Source organism: Thalassobaculum litoreum DSM 18839 (assembly GCF_900102465.1).
Lineage (GTDB): Bacteria > Pseudomonadota > Alphaproteobacteria > Thalassobaculales > Thalassobaculaceae > Thalassobaculum > Thalassobaculum litoreum.
The window spans coordinates 24,121-39,043 of the sequence record NZ_FNBW01000011.1 but is presented as its reverse complement, the minus strand read 5'-3'; the positions used below and the strand labels follow the sequence as shown (position 1 = coordinate 39,043).

The window sequence follows — 14,923 nt, the reverse complement described above, 5'->3', positions numbered from 1 at the left end:
CGGTTCCAAAAGCAGAGGGGGCGGCGCCTCTGTCGAGACGCCGCCCCCCGGTTCGGATCGGTATGGATCGACCGCGATCAGGCGAGGTCGAACCGGTCGGCGTTCATCACCTTGGTCCAGGCCTTCACGAAGTCCTTGGCGAACTTCGCCTTGGCATCCTCCTGGGCATAGACCTCGGCGACGGCGCGAAGCTGCGAGTTGGAGCCGAAGACCAGGTCGGCGCGGGACGCCTTCCACTTCAGCGCGCCGCTGGTCCGGTCACGGCCCTCGAACTCCGTCTCGTCCTCATTCGCCGCCGTCCACACGGTGCGCATGTTCAGCAGGTTGACGAAGAAGTCGTTCGTGAGCGTGCCCGGCTTGTCCGTGAGAACACCCAGGTCCGACCCGCCGTAATTGGCGTTCAGCGCCCGCATGCCGCCAACCAGGACGGTCATTTCCGGGGCGCTCAGGCCCAGGAGCTGGGCCCGGTCGACCAGAAGCTCCTCGTCGGCGACGCTGTACTTCCGTGGATGGTAATTGCGGAAGCCATCGGCAGTCGGCTCGAGCGGCTCGAAGGCCTCGGCGTCGGTCTGCTCCTGGCTGGCGTCGGTGCGGCCCGGCGCGAAGGGGACCTTCACGTCATGGCCGGCTTTCTTGGCCGCATCTTCCACCGCTGCCGAACCGGCCAGCACGATTAGGTCGGCGAGCGAGATCTTCTTGCCGCCGGACTGGCCGTCGTTGAACGCCTTCTGGATACCCTCGAGCTTCTCCAGGGTGGCGGAGAGCTTGACCGGCTCGTTGGCCTCCCAGTCCTTCTGCGGGGCCAGACGGATGCGGGCACCGTTGGCGCCGCCCCGCTTGTCGGACCCGCGGAAGCTGGCTGCCGCGTTCCAGGTGGTGGCGATCAGGTCCGCCGCCGGGATGCCGGAAGACAGGATCTTAGCCTTCAGGTCGGCCACGTCCTTGTCGTCCACCAGCGGATGGTCGACGTCCGGGACCGGATCCTGCCAGATCAGCTCCTCGCTCGGGACCTCCGGGCCGAGATAGCGGACGCGCGGACCCATGTCGCGGTGGGTCAGCTTGAACCACGCGCGGGCGAAGGCATCGGCGAACTCGTCCGGATTGGCATGGAAGCGCCGCGAGATCTTCTCGTAGGTCGGGTCCATGCGCATCGCCATGTCGGCGGTGGACATCATGGTCGGGACCTTCTTCGAGGGATCATGGGCGTCCGGCGCCATGTCCTTCTCGGCGACGTTCTTCGGGGCCCACTGGTTGGCGCCGGCGGGGCTCTTGGTCAGCTCCCACTCGTAGCCGAACAGCATGTCGAAATAGCCCATGTCCCACTGGGTCGGGTTGGGCGTCCAGGCGCCCTCCAGACCCGAGGTGGTGGTGTGGGCGCCCATGCCGGACTCGAAGCTGTTCTTCCAGCCGAGACCCTGATCGACGATGTCGCCGCCCTCCGGCTCGGCACCGACCAGCGATGCATCGCCGGCACCGTGGCACTTGCCGAATGTGTGGCCGCCGGCCACCAGGGCGACGGTCTCCTCGTCGTTCATGGCCATGCGCGCGAAGGTCTCGCGGATGTCCTTGGCCGAGGCGAGGGGATCGGGGTTGCCGTCCGGGCCTTCCGGGTTGACGTAGATCAGACCCATCTGCACCGCGGCGAGCGGGTTCTCCAGCATACGGTCGCCGGAATAGCGGCTGTTCTCCTTGTCGGAGGTCGCCAGCCACTCGGTCTCGCGACCCCAGTAGATGTCCTCCTCCGGCTCCCAGATGTCCTCGCGGCCGCCGCCGAAGCCGAAGGTCTTGAAGCCCATCGACTCGAGCGCGACGTTGCCGGCCAGGATCATCAGGTCGGCCCAGGAGAGGCCGTTGCCGTATTTCTGCTTGATCGGCCACAGCAGGCGGCGCGCCTTGTCCAGGTTGCCGTTGTCGGGCCAGCTGTTCAGCGGGGCGAAGCGCTGGGTGCCCGAGGAGGCACCGCCGCGGCCGTCGCCCGTGCGGTAGGTGCCGGCGCTGTGCCAGGCCATGCGGATGAACAATCCGCCGTAGTGACCGTAGTCGGCCGGCCACCAGTCCTGGGATTCCGTCATCAGCGCCGTGAGGTCCTTCTTCAGCGCGTCGTAGTTGAGCGCGTTGAAGGCCTCCGCGTAGTTGAAGTCCTCGCCCAGCGGGTCGGACATCGGCGGATTCTGATGCAGGATCTTCAGATTGATCTGGTTCGGCCACCAGTCACGGTTGGTCACCGCAGATGCCAGCGTGTGCCCGTGCATAAATGGGCATCCGCCTGACTTGTTACTGCCGTCCATTACTACCTCCCAGCATGGCAATTCGGATTGGTCTCTCCGCGGGGCACCGCCGTTCGCGCGCGCCGGACAGAAAGCGTCAAAAGCGTTCGCGACGGCCCGGAGCCCGAAAGAGGTCGACGGTTCGTCCGTCTTCCCGATCGCATCGTAGAACCCGACGGGCCCCGCGTCATCGCTAATTTAGAATCTATCAAAACTGAACGATCCAAGGAATTTTCATTTACTGATCAGTTCGATAAGATCGGCTTATGATAAACATCACCCTGAAGCAGCTTCGCTATTTCGATGCCGTCACCCGCGCCGGCCATTTCGGCCGGGCGGCGGAGAGCTGTGCGATCTCGCAGCCGGCCATGTCGATGCAGATCAAGGAACTGGAGCAAACCCTCGGCGTCTCGCTGTTCGACCGCAGCGCCCGCAAGGTCCGGCTGACCACCTTCGGCGAGGCGTTTTCGGTGCGGGTGCGAGAACTCCTGCGCGCGACGGACGAACTCGGCGACATGGCGCGCGCGGCGCGGGACGGTCTCATGGGGCGGCTGCGTCTGGGCATCATCCCGACCATCGCACCGTATCTGCTGCCCTCGCTGATCGGCGATCTGACCGAGCGGCATGCCGGCCTCGACATCCATGTGCGCGAGAGCCTGACGCCGCGCCTGCTGCAGGAACTGTCCGACGGCCGGATCGACGCCGCCATCGTCGCCCTGCCGATCTCAGAGCCGGCCTTCACCGAGGTGGCGCTGTTCACCGAGAATTTCCTGCTGGTGCGTCAAATCGGGGCGCGGGACGAGCCGGTGCCGAGCCCGGCGAGTCTGCGCGAGATGCGGTTGCTGCTGCTGGAGGAGGGGCACTGCTTCCGCGACCAGGCCCTGTCGTTCTGTCACATCCACTCCGCTCTGCCGCGCGAGACCCTGGACGGCAGCTCCCTGTCGACCTTGGTGCAGATGGTGGGGGCGGGGATCGGCGTGACGCTGATTCCGGAAATGGCCGCCGACGTGGAAACCCGCTCCGCCGCCGTCGCGGTCGCCCGGTTCGGCGAACCGCAGCCGTCGCGCACGGTCGGCATGATCTGGCGCAAGACGAGCCCGCTGGCTCCGCAGCTCGCCGAGGTGGCGGAAGTGGTCCGCCGGTCGGCCGCCGCCTTGCGCGAAAAGCACAGCCAAGCGACCCTGGCGGCCTGACGCGCCGGAACCGGCCAAAGTATGCGAAGGACGAACGCCATGGGATTCACGATCGACCGGGTCGACCACATCGTAATCAACTGCAGCGACCTCGACGCCACGGTCGCCTGGTACCAGCGGGTATTGGGCCTGGAGCGTGAGGAGTTCGCCTATGGGGAGCACACCCATGTGGCGCTCAAATACGGCCGGCAGAAGTTCAATGTGCGCCCGACCGGTACCGCGCATTGGTGGAGCGTCGACAACGATACGCCGGGCACGCTCGACATCTGCCTGATCTCCACCGACCCGATCGAGGCGGTCGTGGGCCATCTGAAGGCCTGCGGTGTGGAGATCGCCAAGGGGCCGGTCGCCCAGATCGGCGCGCTCGGCCCGATGACCTCGGTTTATTTCTACGATCCGGACCACAATCTCATCGAGGTCGCCGTCTATCCGTAAAGCGTATGGCGGGCGTCAAAGGCACCTTCGAGTACAGGAAGACTCCCGCCGCGAAGGAAACTAAAACGATCTCCCACCAGCGTTTAGGGTTAAGTCTTAATTTTCTTGTTCGCCCTGGAATATATTGGGTTCTGTCGTATTTTAAGGAACCAGCCTGCGATCCGTACGTTCTGTATGCGAGCAACAAAGCGAGGCGGAGTATGTCATTGTCGCGATACGGAGATCATGAGATGCCAACCCTGCTGGACGTCATCACGATCGAAGATCTCTCTGCGTTCGTGGACGGGCAGGCGGATGGCGATCTGTCCGAAGCGATCGAGGAACTCGAGCTGCAGGACGACCGCTGCGCCGAGACGCTCGGCGCGTTCATGGCCCAGAACGCCCTGTTGCACCGAGCGCTGGATCCCATGAAGGACGAGCCGACCCCGAAACGGCTTCTGGACCTGATACGGTCGCATACCGACGGCGCGGCCTGAACGCCGCGTTCGCGCGGCGCGGCAGGCGCTTTCCGGGTTCGCAGGCGCTAGAGTCTAAGTGCCTGGATTCTGACGACCCGGTTGCGAAGACCGCCGTACATCCGCGCCATTCCGATAAACATCTTCAAACGAGATCGTCCGGCACGAACCAGGATTTCCTGGCGAAGTCCCGGCCCTGATCTTCCGGGAAGGCGGCGACATACGGCCGCCTTTCGGCGTCTGCGGGTCCGCCTTGAGCCGCCTCCCGCCACAGATCGAACAGTTCGGCATTGTTCCCGTCGATCTCTCGGCCGGCGAGGAGGGATCCCAGGTGGGCGTCCCAGATCCGCCGCTCGAATGCCCGTACGCCCTTGATATCTTCCCACACCACCCCGGCTTCGGTGTCCCACCTCAGGCTGCGGCCGTTGAGATTGGCGGAACTCACGATCGCCAGGCGGTGATCGACGATGAACACCTTGGAGTGGATATAGACAATGGGATGACCGTCGATGGAGCGCCGGTCCTCGGTCGTCGACTGCCGATACCGGTTCACCAGCGAAAAGAACGCTGCCCGCTCGCCGAACGCCTCCTTCACCGCGTCCACGCAGCGCATCTGGAGCCACTCGCCGTGGCGATGGGGCGGATCGGTCGCATCCTCGAACAGCACCTCCTGCGGCGCCGCCGGCAGCAGCAAGATCAGCCGCAGCTCCGGCTGGCGCCGGGCGGCGTCGACCAGAGCCTGGACGACGCTGCGCGAGCGCAGGAACTGGGTCTCGATATAGATCAGCCCCTCCGCCTGGCGGATGGCGTCGATATGCGCCTGTTCGATCTCCATGAAGGCGGGACGGGGGCCGAACTCCGTTAGCGTGCGCCGCTGGCGCGATACCGTCTTGATGAATCTGAGTGCGCCGACCTCCGCGCCGGCGGGCCGGGGCTCGGAATGGGTCGGATCCATCCGCTCGACCAGGGCCGGCATGTTCCGCACGAACCGGCGCAGGCGCCGGACCCGCTGGTTGAACGGTTTCACCTCGCGGTTCCAGCAGTCGATGAAATGGGCGCGGGCGTCGGCGCAGATCGGTCCCGTGACGGCCAGACTGACGTCGTGCCAGGTCTCGTCCGACGGCCGGTCGTGGGCCGCGGAGTCGTAGCGCCGTTCGTTGATGTCGAGGCCGCCGATCACTACGAAGGAGCCGTCGATGACCGCCAGCTTCTGGTGGTAGGTCGCCGGGCGCAGGCGCGGCGGCGGGCCGAGCCGGGGCAACAGGGTACTGGCGTCGCGCGTGCCGAGCAGGGGGGCGAGGCCGGGCGCGTCGGCCAGCAGGGCTCCGGTCTGCATGCCCTGGGCACGGGCCATGCCGCGGACCCTGAACCAGACCAGGGGCCAGAAGACCCAGCGCAGCATCTTTCCGACCTTGGCCTCGTGCAGGGCGGCGACGATCTGCAGCGACCGGGTCGCATCCGGGCGGGCGTCGACGGCGGCGCGGGCATTGTGAAAGCCGCGCACCGAGGCCCAGGTGAGCTTGTGCAGGTCCGTGGCGACGGTGGGTTCGAAATCGGTCAGCAGGATGCGGACATCGACGCCGCGCGCCGAGACCGCGGCGATCAGGTCGCCCCAGGTCTCCAGGCCCGCCTCGGTGACTCGCGGGGACCGTAGCCTTGTGGCGGGATCCAGAATCCGGAAGCCGAGCAGCACCTCGTCGCGCGCCTCGAAGATCCGTTCTTCGAGGACCGGATAGGCTTCGCTGGCCTCGATGAGCGGGGTGATCGTTTCTTCGGGCGCGGAGTCGGCGCCGCCGTCAGGCTCCTGGTCGTGGATCACCCCAAACTCCTGTGTTGCATCCATCGCGGTCGAGGTGGTGGTGTGGTTGAGCTGCGGAGTGCGGGGCTGCATCGAGGCCGCCGGGAACGTCATCGAGGACCGTTTCTGTGAAACTTGAAAGGCGGACGGCGGCCTTACGTGCGACAGGCTCGCCTGAGCGGTGTTTCCGTCGGGGAGGTGCGGCGCGTGTGCCGCATCTTCTGAGGTTCAGCGCGCTGAAATGTCGGCGGGCCAAATTTCGGCAGGCTGAAGATCAGCGGGCCGGTTGGGGCTCGCCCGGCTGGGAACCGATCTCGTCGGCTGTCGCTGTCTTGACCACGTTCAGGTCCATTCTATTCCGGACTTCGGTCCAGACAGTCTGGATCTCGTGGGCTTCCAGGCCGTCCTCGGCGAAACCGGTGGCGGCGTGGACCGCGCCTCTCAGGGTGTCGGGCGCGTAGGACTGGGCCAGCATGGCGCCGCCGAGCAGGGCGGCCGGCATGGCAACGAGGGCTATGAGCGCAGCGCCCGTGGCAATGGCGATGGAACGGATCCGCATGGTCTCACCCTCCCGCCAAGACGAGGAGAATCTGAGCCCAGAGCGTGGTGGCGGCCGCGCACCCGACGGTGAGGACCGTACGCTGCAGCGCCGGGGGCATGCCGGTGATGGTTTGCTCCATAGCCGTTTTCATGTGTCTGTCTCCTGATCTAGGTCGCTTCGCCGTTCACGCTGCGTGGGGTTGCTCAGGCAACGCCCGCGTGGTGAGCGATGACGCCGTTGCGCGACCGCATGGACGTGGCATAGGCAGGCGCGGCGGAGCGATGGGATCCGCCGACATGCAGCTCGCGCAGGCGCATGCGGGCCCGGGCCACCCGGGATTTCACCGTACCCACGGCAACGTCGAGCATGTTGGCGATGTCGGGATACGGAACGTTTTCGAGACCGGCGAGGATCAGCAGCTCCTGATCGCCCTTATCGAGGTGCGAGAACGCGGTCATGAACTCCTTGAGCTCGACGGTGTCCAGCTGGGCGCCCGGAATGGACTGCTCGTACTTGCCGGAGTCCAGCTCTTCCGAACCGGCGACCGGGCGCGGCCGGCGGCACTCGGAGATGAAGTGGTTGCGCATGATGGTGAACATCCACGCCTTGAGGTTGGACCCTTCCTCGAAGCTGTCGATGCGCTTGAGCGCGCGCTCGACGGTGTCCTGGACCAGATCATCGGCGCGGGCGGCGTCCCGGGTCAGCGACCGGGCGAAGCGGCGCAGGGTGGGAAGCAGCTGTTCGATTTCTTTGGCCACGTTCGGACTCATCTTGGTCACCTGAACTCGTTGCGATGACCAACTATAAAGTACTTCTAGGCGATCCATTCAATAAAAAGCGCTACCCAATCTAAAGCATGTCGCTCCATTTGGGCGGTTTGTATAATGGAGGCAAATTCAGCAACATGAGGAACGGACAGAAGAGGTGTCTCGTTGTCATATTGATTATTGAACTCACTATGAGCCTAAGGGGCGAGTTGGGCGAATTGGGGTGAATGAACATTTGTAGCCGATGTGGCAATACGCACAGATGGCGGCAGTTGAGTAAGAGGCGTACTATGAGTATATGATAGCCAGGCCAGTGCCCCGTAAGGCGCTATCTGCCGGAACCAAATGGTGTTAGTGCTCAAATTCGGATGAATACGATCCGCGGGCGCCAACGTGGTGCCGGAGATACGACGACGTGGGTGGGGTGGCAAAGCCTGGCACCTTGGAGAACCCGATGGGTGAAGAACAGAAGTCTGGTCGTCGTACCGAGCGATTGCAGCTCATGCTGGACGACGAGGAACTGACGCGGATTGACGATTGGCGCTTCGACAATCGTATCCCCACCCGTGCGGCTGCGATCCGGGAGCTTATCCGACGCGGGATGCTCTACGAAGATGTGGTCGACTCCGATGTCGACATGCCGGATCAGCGGGATATGAAGTCAACTGAGTATAGGGCTATTCCGATCGAGGAATGACGCCCGTCTAGTATGTATTTTACTTTAATAAATCTAGATGCCCAGCTTCATGAGCTGGGCATCTTGGTTTCGGCGTTGTGGTTCGCGCCGGGCTGCGTCACATGGGCCGTCGGCCACGGATCGCTCCGGCAACGGCGCTGATGACGAGCAGCACCAGGAAGACCACGAAGAGAATCTGAGCGATGTCGGCGGAAGCCGCCGCGACGCCGCCAAAACCAAACACGCCGGCGATAATCGCCAGCACCAGGAACATCAGACTCCAACCAAGCATTTGTGTCTCCATCTTTCAGTCAGCGCTGGCGACCGAACGGATCCAACGCATTGTGTTGTTGTGTGACGGTTAAACGCGAGGTCAAAAGAACGGTTCCTGAAAAGCGCCGATAAAAATAAGACAGCAAGTCGGCGGCAACTACCGAGCGCCTGTGATGTTCGGGCAGGGACCTGGGCGGTACGCCGTATATTCATCGGGACGGAGCCGAGGACCCGATCGGCGCGCGGCGTTGTTCGCGTTCGTCTCGGCCTTGTGGCGGCGGCGCTTCGGTCCCACCGGTCCGGCCGGAGGCAAACCCAGAGGCAAACATTGATAAATGTTAAAGAAAAATCTGGAACCCCGCTCGGGGGTGCGTCGTTGTCGGGACATGGGGGCGGTTGGAACCCATACCGATCGTGCCATGCGGGACCCGATTTGGAACATCGGCCGGCACCGCTTGGTGCCGCTGTTACAGCGGGTCCTGTTTCCCATACAGAAACAGGAGACACGCATGACTATCAAAACCCTTCTCCGTCGTTCGACCCCGATCGTGCTCGCCGGGCTGATAAGCACGCCAGTTGCCGCCGGTCTGATCTACAACGACGTCGCCGAGATCCGTGACCGCGCGCCGGCCGGCAACACGTTCAACGCCCAGCTGGTCCAGGAATACAAGAAGATCGCCCTGTTCGAGGCGGACGAGATGTATGACTGGGTCGATGCGGAAAACCACGCGACCAAGGGCAACATGGCGGCCGAAGGCAAGACGCCGCTGCCGTACATCCCGGCCGAGTGGAACATCGCGACCCAGACTGAGCTGCGCGAGTTGGAACTCGCCCGTGCCGAGCTGGTGACCATCCTCGACGACGGTGCCCGCATGAGCGCACCGCGCGAGGCGGCCGTCGCCCAGGCGAAATACGATTGCTGGGTCGAGCAGCAGGAAGAGGGCCATCAGCCCACGCATATCGCAGCCTGCCGTGACGCCTATCTGGCGGCGCTGGACGATCTGAAGGCAGCGGTGGCTCCGGAGCCGGTCAAGACCACGGCCGTGGTTCAGGACGAGATCGCCCGCGAGACGGTGTATTTCGAGTTCGACAAGTCGACCATCACCGGCCAGGCGCAGGCCAAGATCGACAGCTTTGTCGCCGAGATGAAGCAGATCCAGCCGGTGGTCACCCTGTATATCGCCGGCCACGCCGACACCACCGGGCCGAACGACTATAACGTTGACCTGTCCCGGGACCGGGCCGCGTCCGTGCGCGCCGAGCTTGAGCGCCAGGGCATGAATGTCGGCGACTACAGCGATCTGGAGGTCGAGGCCGAGGGCGAGACCGATCTCGCCGTGCCGACCGCCGACGGGGTCCGCGAGCCGCGGAACCGCCGGGTGGAGATCATCGCCCACGGGCAGGTGACCAAGGTGATCGACCAGACCGCCGCGGTCAGCAAGTAAACCCCGGCAGCATCAATTTCCGGCAAGCCAAGCGGCAGCCGAAATGAAGCGAAGCCCCCGCCGGTTGGCGGGGGCTTCGTCGTTTCGTCTCGCTGACAGCCGCGGGTGGCGACAATTCGTCTGTCGCCCGCGCGGGGTCAGGATTTTGGCCTACCCAGGGGAAGTTCTTCCGATGGCTTCACACCCTGTTTCGATGCGTCCAGGCCAAGCCTGATGAGCATACGAATGGCGCTTGACCGCGAATTGACGCGGTGTATGAATCGCCAATCTTCGATTTCGCCCAATTCGTCATCGTTCAGCATGATCTGCAAACGTTCGGTTCGTTTGCCGCGAGTTTGCGTCCCTTCCGTCATAGTAATATCTGATCCTTCCGGCGGGGGGCCAGTTCGTATCAACGCAGTCCCATTCTGATGTTCCATGCAGACTTACTACCTGTATTTCCGTGTCTGATCTTCATCATGGGTTAATGTATAGGCGTTTTCCGGAAGGGCTTTATTCCATAGGACGCGATGGCATGGTCACCGACAAGGCGGGCAAGCAATTGAATATCATGACCGAATACCTGTTCCGCAAATTGTCGGGCATGATCGCGGTCACCGAGGTGATGAAGTCCGCCTTCTCGGTGGTCTGCACGGACAAGGTCCGGTTCGCCAAAGGCGACTATATCGTTCAGCCGGGCCACGATTTCCGGTCCGTCTATCTCATCGTCGACGGGTGGGCGACACGCTCCAAGCTGACCAGCAACGGGGCGCGCCAGATCATCAATTTCGCCGTTCCGGGCGATATCCTGTGCTTCAACGCCGCGTTGTTCGACAAGGCGGAGGTCTATGTCCAGGCGCATACCTCCCTGGACGCCTTCTCCATCCCGATCCGGCCGTTCTCCGACCTGCTGAACAACCAGCCGCAGCTCGCCGTCGCCCTGGCCTGGACGGCGGCGCAGGAGGAGGGGGTGGTCTCCGAGCGGCTGGTGTCGCTGGGCCGGCGCAGCGCGCGCCAGCGGGCCGCGCATCTGCTCTGCGAGATTCATCGCCGGTTGCAGGTGGTCGACCTGGTGCGCAGCGGCGAGCAGTTCCAGATGCCGCTGACCCAGGAGGATCTCGCCGACTCCCTGGGCATCAGCATGATCCACACCAACCGTGTGCTGCGCGACCTGGTGCGCAGCGGCCTCATTGCCATGGAGCGCAATTCGGTGCGTCTGCTCGATCTCGACCGCCTGCGGGAGATCTGCGAGTTCTCGGACGACTACCTGCATTTTCCGGATGAGAGAACGAAATAGGGGGAAGGAACCGCGGTTCCTTCCCCCTGAGCCATTCCGGCACCGCTTACGGTGTCGCGGATCCTGGTCGCGGCGTCCCGCCGCGGATCCGGCCTGTGCCGCTTCGATCAGTCCTTCTTGGACTCGTCGATGATGTAGCCGGTGCCGGCGCCGACGGCACCGCCGATCGCAGCGCCGCAGGCCATGCAACCGCCCGTCACCGCGGCGCCGGCCGCGCCGACGCCGGCGCCGATGGCGCCACCGGACAGGGTACTCTGCTGGGTACTGTTCATGCCCGAGCAGGCGCCCAGCGTCAGGCCGGCGGTCACCAGGGCAGCGGTAGCAAGCTTACGCATGGCTCAATCTCCTCGCTGTTACATTCTGAGTACGAAACGCACATCGTGCGCTGAGGTTCCCGTAATCCCCCTGGCTCAAAGAGCTCCCTCACAAAAAGCGACAGCCGCCCTGCGGGGACAGGGCGGCTGATCGGGACTCGGATCGGGGATGGGGATGCGGCTTAGTCGGCGGCGTCCTTGATGGCGCGCTGGGTATCGTTCACCGCCTCATCGGCGGCCTCGCCCACCTGCTCCATCGGGCCGTCCTGGTCGTAGCAGGCCGAGAGACCGAGGGAGAGAAAACCAGCAAGCAGACTGGCCCAAACGATGTTCTTCATGACTAACCTCCATTCGCAGTGTCTTCAGCAAGACCTCGTGTGTTCGCTGGGATAACGGGCCGGACCCGGGTCGGTTCCCGCAAATAATTTCGAAGCAGCCAAGCGACGGCCGGAAGTGCCGGCTTTCGCGCCCCGACCTCTATACCGATAGGGACTTGCCGGAGAGCGGGGCGTGTGGCGTTCCGAGCGCTGATGCATCCGGCCGCCGCCAGATAGGCGCAAAGCCGGAAAGGCTCAGAGAAAGACTCACGGTCTCCGGAACCAGCGCCCGTTCGGCTCCGTTACCCAGGCAGATTTGATTGTCGCGCGTCGGGATCGGATGGACCGCCCGGAGCGGGCGGCGACGCCAACGGAGAATCGACGAATGTTCTATTCCAGATCCCTCTTGGCCGGATTTGTCGCCGGGTCTTCGCTTCTCATAGGCCTGTCTCCGGCGGTCGCGCAGCATGCGGTTCCGGCCTCGATCGCGGTGCCCTCCGTGGAGGAGGTGTCGTCTGTGCCGGCCGCCGACATGTTGGGAGATCCCGTCCGGGGCGACCTCACGGACGATATCGAACGCCTGGTGATGCAGGATGCTCTGGCGGCCGATCTCGGCGACGACCTTGGCGCCAGCACGGTCCAGGCCGCCCGTATGGCCTATGCCCAGGACCTTTTCCAGCCGATCTGGTCGCGGGAGGGCGCCGCCTCTCTGGTCACCCTCGGCAATCGTCTGTTCGACTACGGTCTGCAGGTGGAGCAGGTCGTCGGCCACACGGTGCAGCAAGTGGTCGAGACGCGCTTCGACGCAGCGGCGGCCGCCGACCGTGCGCAGGCGGACCTGCAGCTCACCGCAGCCTGGCTTCGGATCGCCGCGGCGGTCAGCGGCGGACTGGAGGACGAGGGGGCGGCGGTCGCGTCCCTGTCGAGCCGGCCGGCGCGCTCGCTTCTGACGACCGCCCTGCGCCGGGCGGGCGATGGCGACGCCATCGGCACTCTGGAGCCGTTCGAGATCGATAACGCCCAGTACGACGGGCTGAAGCGGGCGCTGCTCGAATACCGGGACATCCGCGCCCGGGGCGGCTGGTATGCCATTCCGCGGGGCGACCTGGTGCGCGAGGGCGACCGCGACGAGCGCATCCCGGCGCTGCGGGCCCGGCTGCGGGCGGAGGGCTATGCTATCGATTGGGGCACGGAGGGTCCGCAGCGCGCGCCGATCTCCACACCGACGTCCGGGACCGAACCCTTGGTCGAAGTCTCCTTGGGCCCGCCATCGACCGTCGATGATCAGTCCGCCGACCAGCTCACCGATCCGACCCTGCTGGACGCGCCGCTGGTCGCGATCCTGACGGAATTTCAGTCCCGCCACGGCCTGGAACCCGACGGCGTGCTCGGCCCGATGACCCTGGCGGCCCTGAACGAAAGTGTGGATTCCAAGATCCAGCGGATCGTGCGGGCGATGGAGCAGTGGCGTCGTCAGGGCGCGCTCGGCGACCGGTATGTCTGGGCGAACATTCCGTCCTTCACGGTGGAAGGCTGGAAGGCCGGCCGCCGGGAGATCCAGATGAAGACGATCGTCGGCCAGCCGTCCCGCGAGACGCCGAACTTCTCCGACGAGATCGAGTACACGGTGGCCAATCCGAAATGGTACGTGCCGGTCAGTATCGCGCGCCGGGACAAGCTGCCAAAGCTGATCGAGGACAGCACCTATGCCGACCGCAAGGGTTTCGCGGTCTATGAGCGCAGCACCGGCCTTCGGGTCCGGGCGTCGGCGGTCGACTGGGGTGATCCGACCGCGGCGACCCGTTATCGGCTGGTTCAGGACCCGGGTGCCATGAATGCCCTGGGCGAGTTGAAGATCATCTTCCCCAACCGCCACTCGGTCTACCTGCACGGCACCCCCAGCGTCTCCCTGTTCAAGCGGGCCAACCGCGCCTTCAGTTCCGGCTGCATTCGCCTGGAGAAGCCGGTGGCGTTGGCCGACTGGCTCGCCTCCCACGACACCTCGGCCAGCGCCGCGCAGATCCGCGAGGCGGTCGCGTCCGGCGAGAACCGGCATATCCGCTTCGGGGCCCCGATTCCGGTCCACCTTACCTACATCACCGTGACGGTCGACGAAGAGGGGGTTCCGAATTTCTGGAGGGACATTTACAAGCGCGACGACGAGATTCATTTCGTCGAGCGTCATGGCCCGCCGGACGTGCAGACCACGGCCAGCGTCGCGCTCGACAGCATGGGAACGACGCCGGCTGATTGATGCGATTTGCCTGGAGTAGTCTATTGACGGCAATGCTGTGCGGCCTGATCCTGGTCGCCGGCCCGTCGTCCTTCGCGGAGAGCCGCGGCGTACGCCTGAACGGCGACGCGCCGCCGCATCCCGTCTGGCACCGTCTGGTGATGCCGGGAAAGGCCGTCCGGCTGGACATCCCGAAGGGCCATAAGGCTACGATCGACGACGCGCCGGTCACCGGGCGCTGGGTGGCGCCCGAAGCCCCAGGACATCACCGGCTGCGGGTTGTCGACGGCGCCGGCGACCTAGTCCAGACGGTCACGCTGTTCGTGCTGAAACCGGCCCGCAGCATCGATTCCCGCGGCTATCTGGAAGGCTACCGGATCGGACGCTATCCGCGGAACGCTCCGGCGGGGTTCATCCGGTTGGGACCGGACGATCTGGACCTACCGATCTCGCCGAACTTCAAGATCGGCCAGTTCATCTGCAAGCAGCAGCCCGGATACTTCCCGAAGTTCCTGCTGGTGACCGGCGCCAACATCCATCGCCTGGAGGTCCTGCTGGCCCACTTGCGCGACAAGGGGCTTACCGACGCGCCCGCGTTCTTCGTGATGAGCGGGTTCCGCACGCCCTACTACAACGCTGCCATCGGCTCGGCGCGGTTGTCCCGGCATATGTACGGGGATGCTTCGGACATCTATGTCGATGTGGATCCGCGCGACGGGGTGATGGACGATCTGAACGGCGACGGGCGGATCACCAAGGCGGATGCAGACTTCCTCTACGACATCGCCGAACGCCTGTTCGCCAAGCGCCGGGACGTCGCGCCGGGCGGGCTCGGGTCCTATTCGGCCAACGCGGTTCACGGCCCGTTCGTGCACCCCGATGGCCGGGGCAGCAAGGCCCGCTGGGGGCGCTAGCCGATACGCGCGGCCGCGC

Annotated in this window: 15 protein-coding genes; 8 read left to right on the top strand and 7 right to left on the bottom strand. The window is 64.7% G+C overall.

Annotated features, from left to right (window positions below; genetic code table 11):
* Nucleotides 1–77: 77 nt before the first annotated feature.
* Nucleotides 78–2,288: a catalase/peroxidase HPI gene (katG, locus tag BLS34_RS17415; protein WP_093152308.1), complete on the bottom strand. Its 2,211-nt coding sequence runs from the start codon at nucleotides 2,286–2,288 to the stop codon at nucleotides 78–80.
* A gap of 245 nt (nucleotides 2,289–2,533) precedes the next feature.
* Here katG and BLS34_RS17410 point away from each other — a divergent pair, with 245 nt between their 5' ends.
* The 3 genes from BLS34_RS17410 (at nucleotide 2,534) to BLS34_RS17400 (ending at nucleotide 4,371) form a co-directional block, all read left to right on the top strand.
* On the top strand, nucleotides 2,534–3,460 hold the full coding sequence (locus tag BLS34_RS17410) for a hydrogen peroxide-inducible genes activator (protein WP_093152305.1): 927 nt from the start codon (nucleotides 2,534–2,536) through the stop codon (nucleotides 3,458–3,460).
* A gap of 39 nt (nucleotides 3,461–3,499) precedes the next feature.
* Nucleotides 3,500–3,895, top strand: coding sequence for a VOC family protein (locus BLS34_RS17405; RefSeq protein ID WP_093152302.1), 396 nt, complete (start codon nucleotides 3,500–3,502; stop codon nucleotides 3,893–3,895).
* 230 nt (nucleotides 3,896–4,125) lie between these two features.
* Nucleotides 4,126–4,371, top strand: a complete 246-nt coding sequence (locus tag BLS34_RS17400) for an anti-sigma factor family protein (RefSeq protein WP_093152300.1) — start codon at nucleotides 4,126–4,128, stop codon at nucleotides 4,369–4,371.
* A 124-nt stretch (nucleotides 4,372–4,495) separates the two neighbouring features.
* On the opposite strand, the gene BLS34_RS17395 is transcribed toward BLS34_RS17400, so the two are convergent.
* The 3 genes from BLS34_RS17395 to BLS34_RS17385 form a co-directional block, all read right to left on the bottom strand.
* Nucleotides 4,496–6,241 carry a phospholipase D family protein gene (locus BLS34_RS17395; RefSeq protein ID WP_139189379.1) on the bottom strand — a complete coding sequence of 582 codons (1,746 nt, stop codon included), beginning with the start codon at nucleotides 6,239–6,241 and terminating at the stop codon, nucleotides 4,496–4,498.
* Nucleotides 6,242–6,422: 181 nt separating this feature from the next.
* The gene (locus tag BLS34_RS17390) at nucleotides 6,423–6,707 is read right to left on the bottom strand and encodes a hypothetical protein (RefSeq protein WP_028792863.1); all 285 of its coding nucleotides are present in this window, start codon (nucleotides 6,705–6,707) and stop codon (nucleotides 6,423–6,425) included.
* 185 nt (nucleotides 6,708–6,892) lie between these two features.
* Nucleotides 6,893–7,459 carry a sigma-70 family RNA polymerase sigma factor gene (locus BLS34_RS17385; protein WP_038013286.1) on the bottom strand — a complete coding sequence of 189 codons (567 nt, stop codon included), beginning with the start codon at nucleotides 7,457–7,459 and terminating at the stop codon, nucleotides 6,893–6,895.
* Between the two features lie 451 nt (nucleotides 7,460–7,910).
* On the opposite strand from BLS34_RS17385, the gene BLS34_RS17380 reads away from it, so the two are divergent.
* On the top strand, nucleotides 7,911–8,153 hold the full coding sequence (locus tag BLS34_RS17380; RefSeq protein ID WP_038013070.1) for a hypothetical protein: 243 nt from the start codon (nucleotides 7,911–7,913) through the stop codon (nucleotides 8,151–8,153).
* A 97-nt stretch (nucleotides 8,154–8,250) separates the two neighbouring features.
* Here BLS34_RS17380 and BLS34_RS17375 read toward each other — a convergent pair whose 3' ends face one another.
* Nucleotides 8,251–8,424 (bottom strand): DUF1328 domain-containing protein, encoded by a 174-nt coding sequence (locus tag BLS34_RS17375; RefSeq protein WP_028792861.1) that lies wholly within the window; start codon nucleotides 8,422–8,424, stop codon nucleotides 8,251–8,253.
* 490 nt (nucleotides 8,425–8,914) lie between these two features.
* Here BLS34_RS17375 and BLS34_RS17370 point away from each other — a divergent pair, with 490 nt between their 5' ends.
* Together BLS34_RS17370 and BLS34_RS17365 are read left to right on the top strand one after the other, a co-directional pair.
* Nucleotides 8,915–9,850: an OmpA family protein gene (locus tag BLS34_RS17370; protein ID WP_175474269.1), complete on the top strand. Its 936-nt coding sequence runs from the start codon at nucleotides 8,915–8,917 to the stop codon at nucleotides 9,848–9,850.
* Nucleotides 9,851–10,364: 514 nt separating this feature from the next.
* The gene (locus tag BLS34_RS17365) at nucleotides 10,365–11,126 is read left to right on the top strand and encodes a Crp/Fnr family transcriptional regulator (RefSeq protein WP_028792860.1); all 762 of its coding nucleotides are present in this window, start codon (nucleotides 10,365–10,367) and stop codon (nucleotides 11,124–11,126) included.
* 107 nt (nucleotides 11,127–11,233) lie between these two features.
* On the opposite strand, the gene BLS34_RS17360 is transcribed toward BLS34_RS17365, so the two are convergent.
* Nucleotides 11,234–11,461 (bottom strand): hypothetical protein, encoded by a 228-nt coding sequence (locus BLS34_RS17360; protein WP_093152289.1) that lies wholly within the window; start codon nucleotides 11,459–11,461, stop codon nucleotides 11,234–11,236.
* Between the two features lie 161 nt (nucleotides 11,462–11,622).
* Nucleotides 11,623–11,778 (bottom strand): hypothetical protein, encoded by a 156-nt coding sequence (locus tag BLS34_RS25950; RefSeq protein ID WP_169400806.1) that lies wholly within the window; start codon nucleotides 11,776–11,778, stop codon nucleotides 11,623–11,625.
* 511 nt (nucleotides 11,779–12,289) lie between these two features.
* Here BLS34_RS25950 and BLS34_RS17355 point away from each other — a divergent pair.
* Both BLS34_RS17355 and BLS34_RS17350 read left to right on the top strand, forming a co-directional pair.
* On the top strand, nucleotides 12,290–14,011 hold the full coding sequence (locus tag BLS34_RS17355) for a L,D-transpeptidase family protein (RefSeq protein ID WP_175474268.1): 1,722 nt from the start codon (nucleotides 12,290–12,292) through the stop codon (nucleotides 14,009–14,011).
* Between the two features lie 32 nt (nucleotides 14,012–14,043).
* The gene (locus BLS34_RS17350; protein ID WP_093152284.1) at nucleotides 14,044–14,904 is read left to right on the top strand and encodes a D-Ala-D-Ala carboxypeptidase family metallohydrolase; all 861 of its coding nucleotides are present in this window, start codon (nucleotides 14,044–14,046) and stop codon (nucleotides 14,902–14,904) included.
* Nucleotides 14,905–14,923: the final 19 nt, after the last annotated feature.

Coding starts and splice junctions, on each gene's coding strand:
- katG (WP_093152308.1), bottom strand. CDS start 2,288: ATGGACGGCAGTAACAAGTCAGGCGGATGCCCATTTATGCACGGGCAC.
- BLS34_RS17410 (WP_093152305.1), top strand. CDS start 2,534: ATGATAAACATCACCCTGAAGCAGCTTCGCTATTTCGATGCCGTCACC.
- BLS34_RS17405 (WP_093152302.1), top strand. CDS start 3,500: ATGGGATTCACGATCGACCGGGTCGACCACATCGTAATCAACTGCAGC.
- BLS34_RS17400 (WP_093152300.1), top strand. CDS start 4,126: ATGCCAACCCTGCTGGACGTCATCACGATCGAAGATCTCTCTGCGTTC.
- BLS34_RS17395 (WP_139189379.1), bottom strand. CDS start 6,241: ATGCAGCCCCGCACTCCGCAGCTCAACCACACCACCACCTCGACCGCG.
- BLS34_RS17390 (WP_028792863.1), bottom strand. CDS start 6,707: ATGCGGATCCGTTCCATCGCCATTGCCACGGGCGCTGCGCTCATAGCC.
- BLS34_RS17385 (WP_038013286.1), bottom strand. CDS start 7,459: ATGAGTCCGAACGTGGCCAAAGAAATCGAACAGCTGCTTCCCACCCTG.
- BLS34_RS17380 (WP_038013070.1), top strand. CDS start 7,911: ATGGGTGAAGAACAGAAGTCTGGTCGTCGTACCGAGCGATTGCAGCTC.
- BLS34_RS17375 (WP_028792861.1), bottom strand. CDS start 8,424: ATGCTTGGTTGGAGTCTGATGTTCCTGGTGCTGGCGATTATCGCCGGC.
- BLS34_RS17370 (WP_175474269.1), top strand. CDS start 8,915: ATGACTATCAAAACCCTTCTCCGTCGTTCGACCCCGATCGTGCTCGCC.
- BLS34_RS17365 (WP_028792860.1), top strand. CDS start 10,365: ATGGTCACCGACAAGGCGGGCAAGCAATTGAATATCATGACCGAATAC.
- BLS34_RS17360 (WP_093152289.1), bottom strand. CDS start 11,461: ATGCGTAAGCTTGCTACCGCTGCCCTGGTGACCGCCGGCCTGACGCTG.
- BLS34_RS25950 (WP_169400806.1), bottom strand. CDS start 11,778: ATGAAGAACATCGTTTGGGCCAGTCTGCTTGCTGGTTTTCTCTCCCTC.
- BLS34_RS17355 (WP_175474268.1), top strand. CDS start 12,290: ATGTTGGGAGATCCCGTCCGGGGCGACCTCACGGACGATATCGAACGC.
- BLS34_RS17350 (WP_093152284.1), top strand. CDS start 14,044: ATGCTGTGCGGCCTGATCCTGGTCGCCGGCCCGTCGTCCTTCGCGGAG.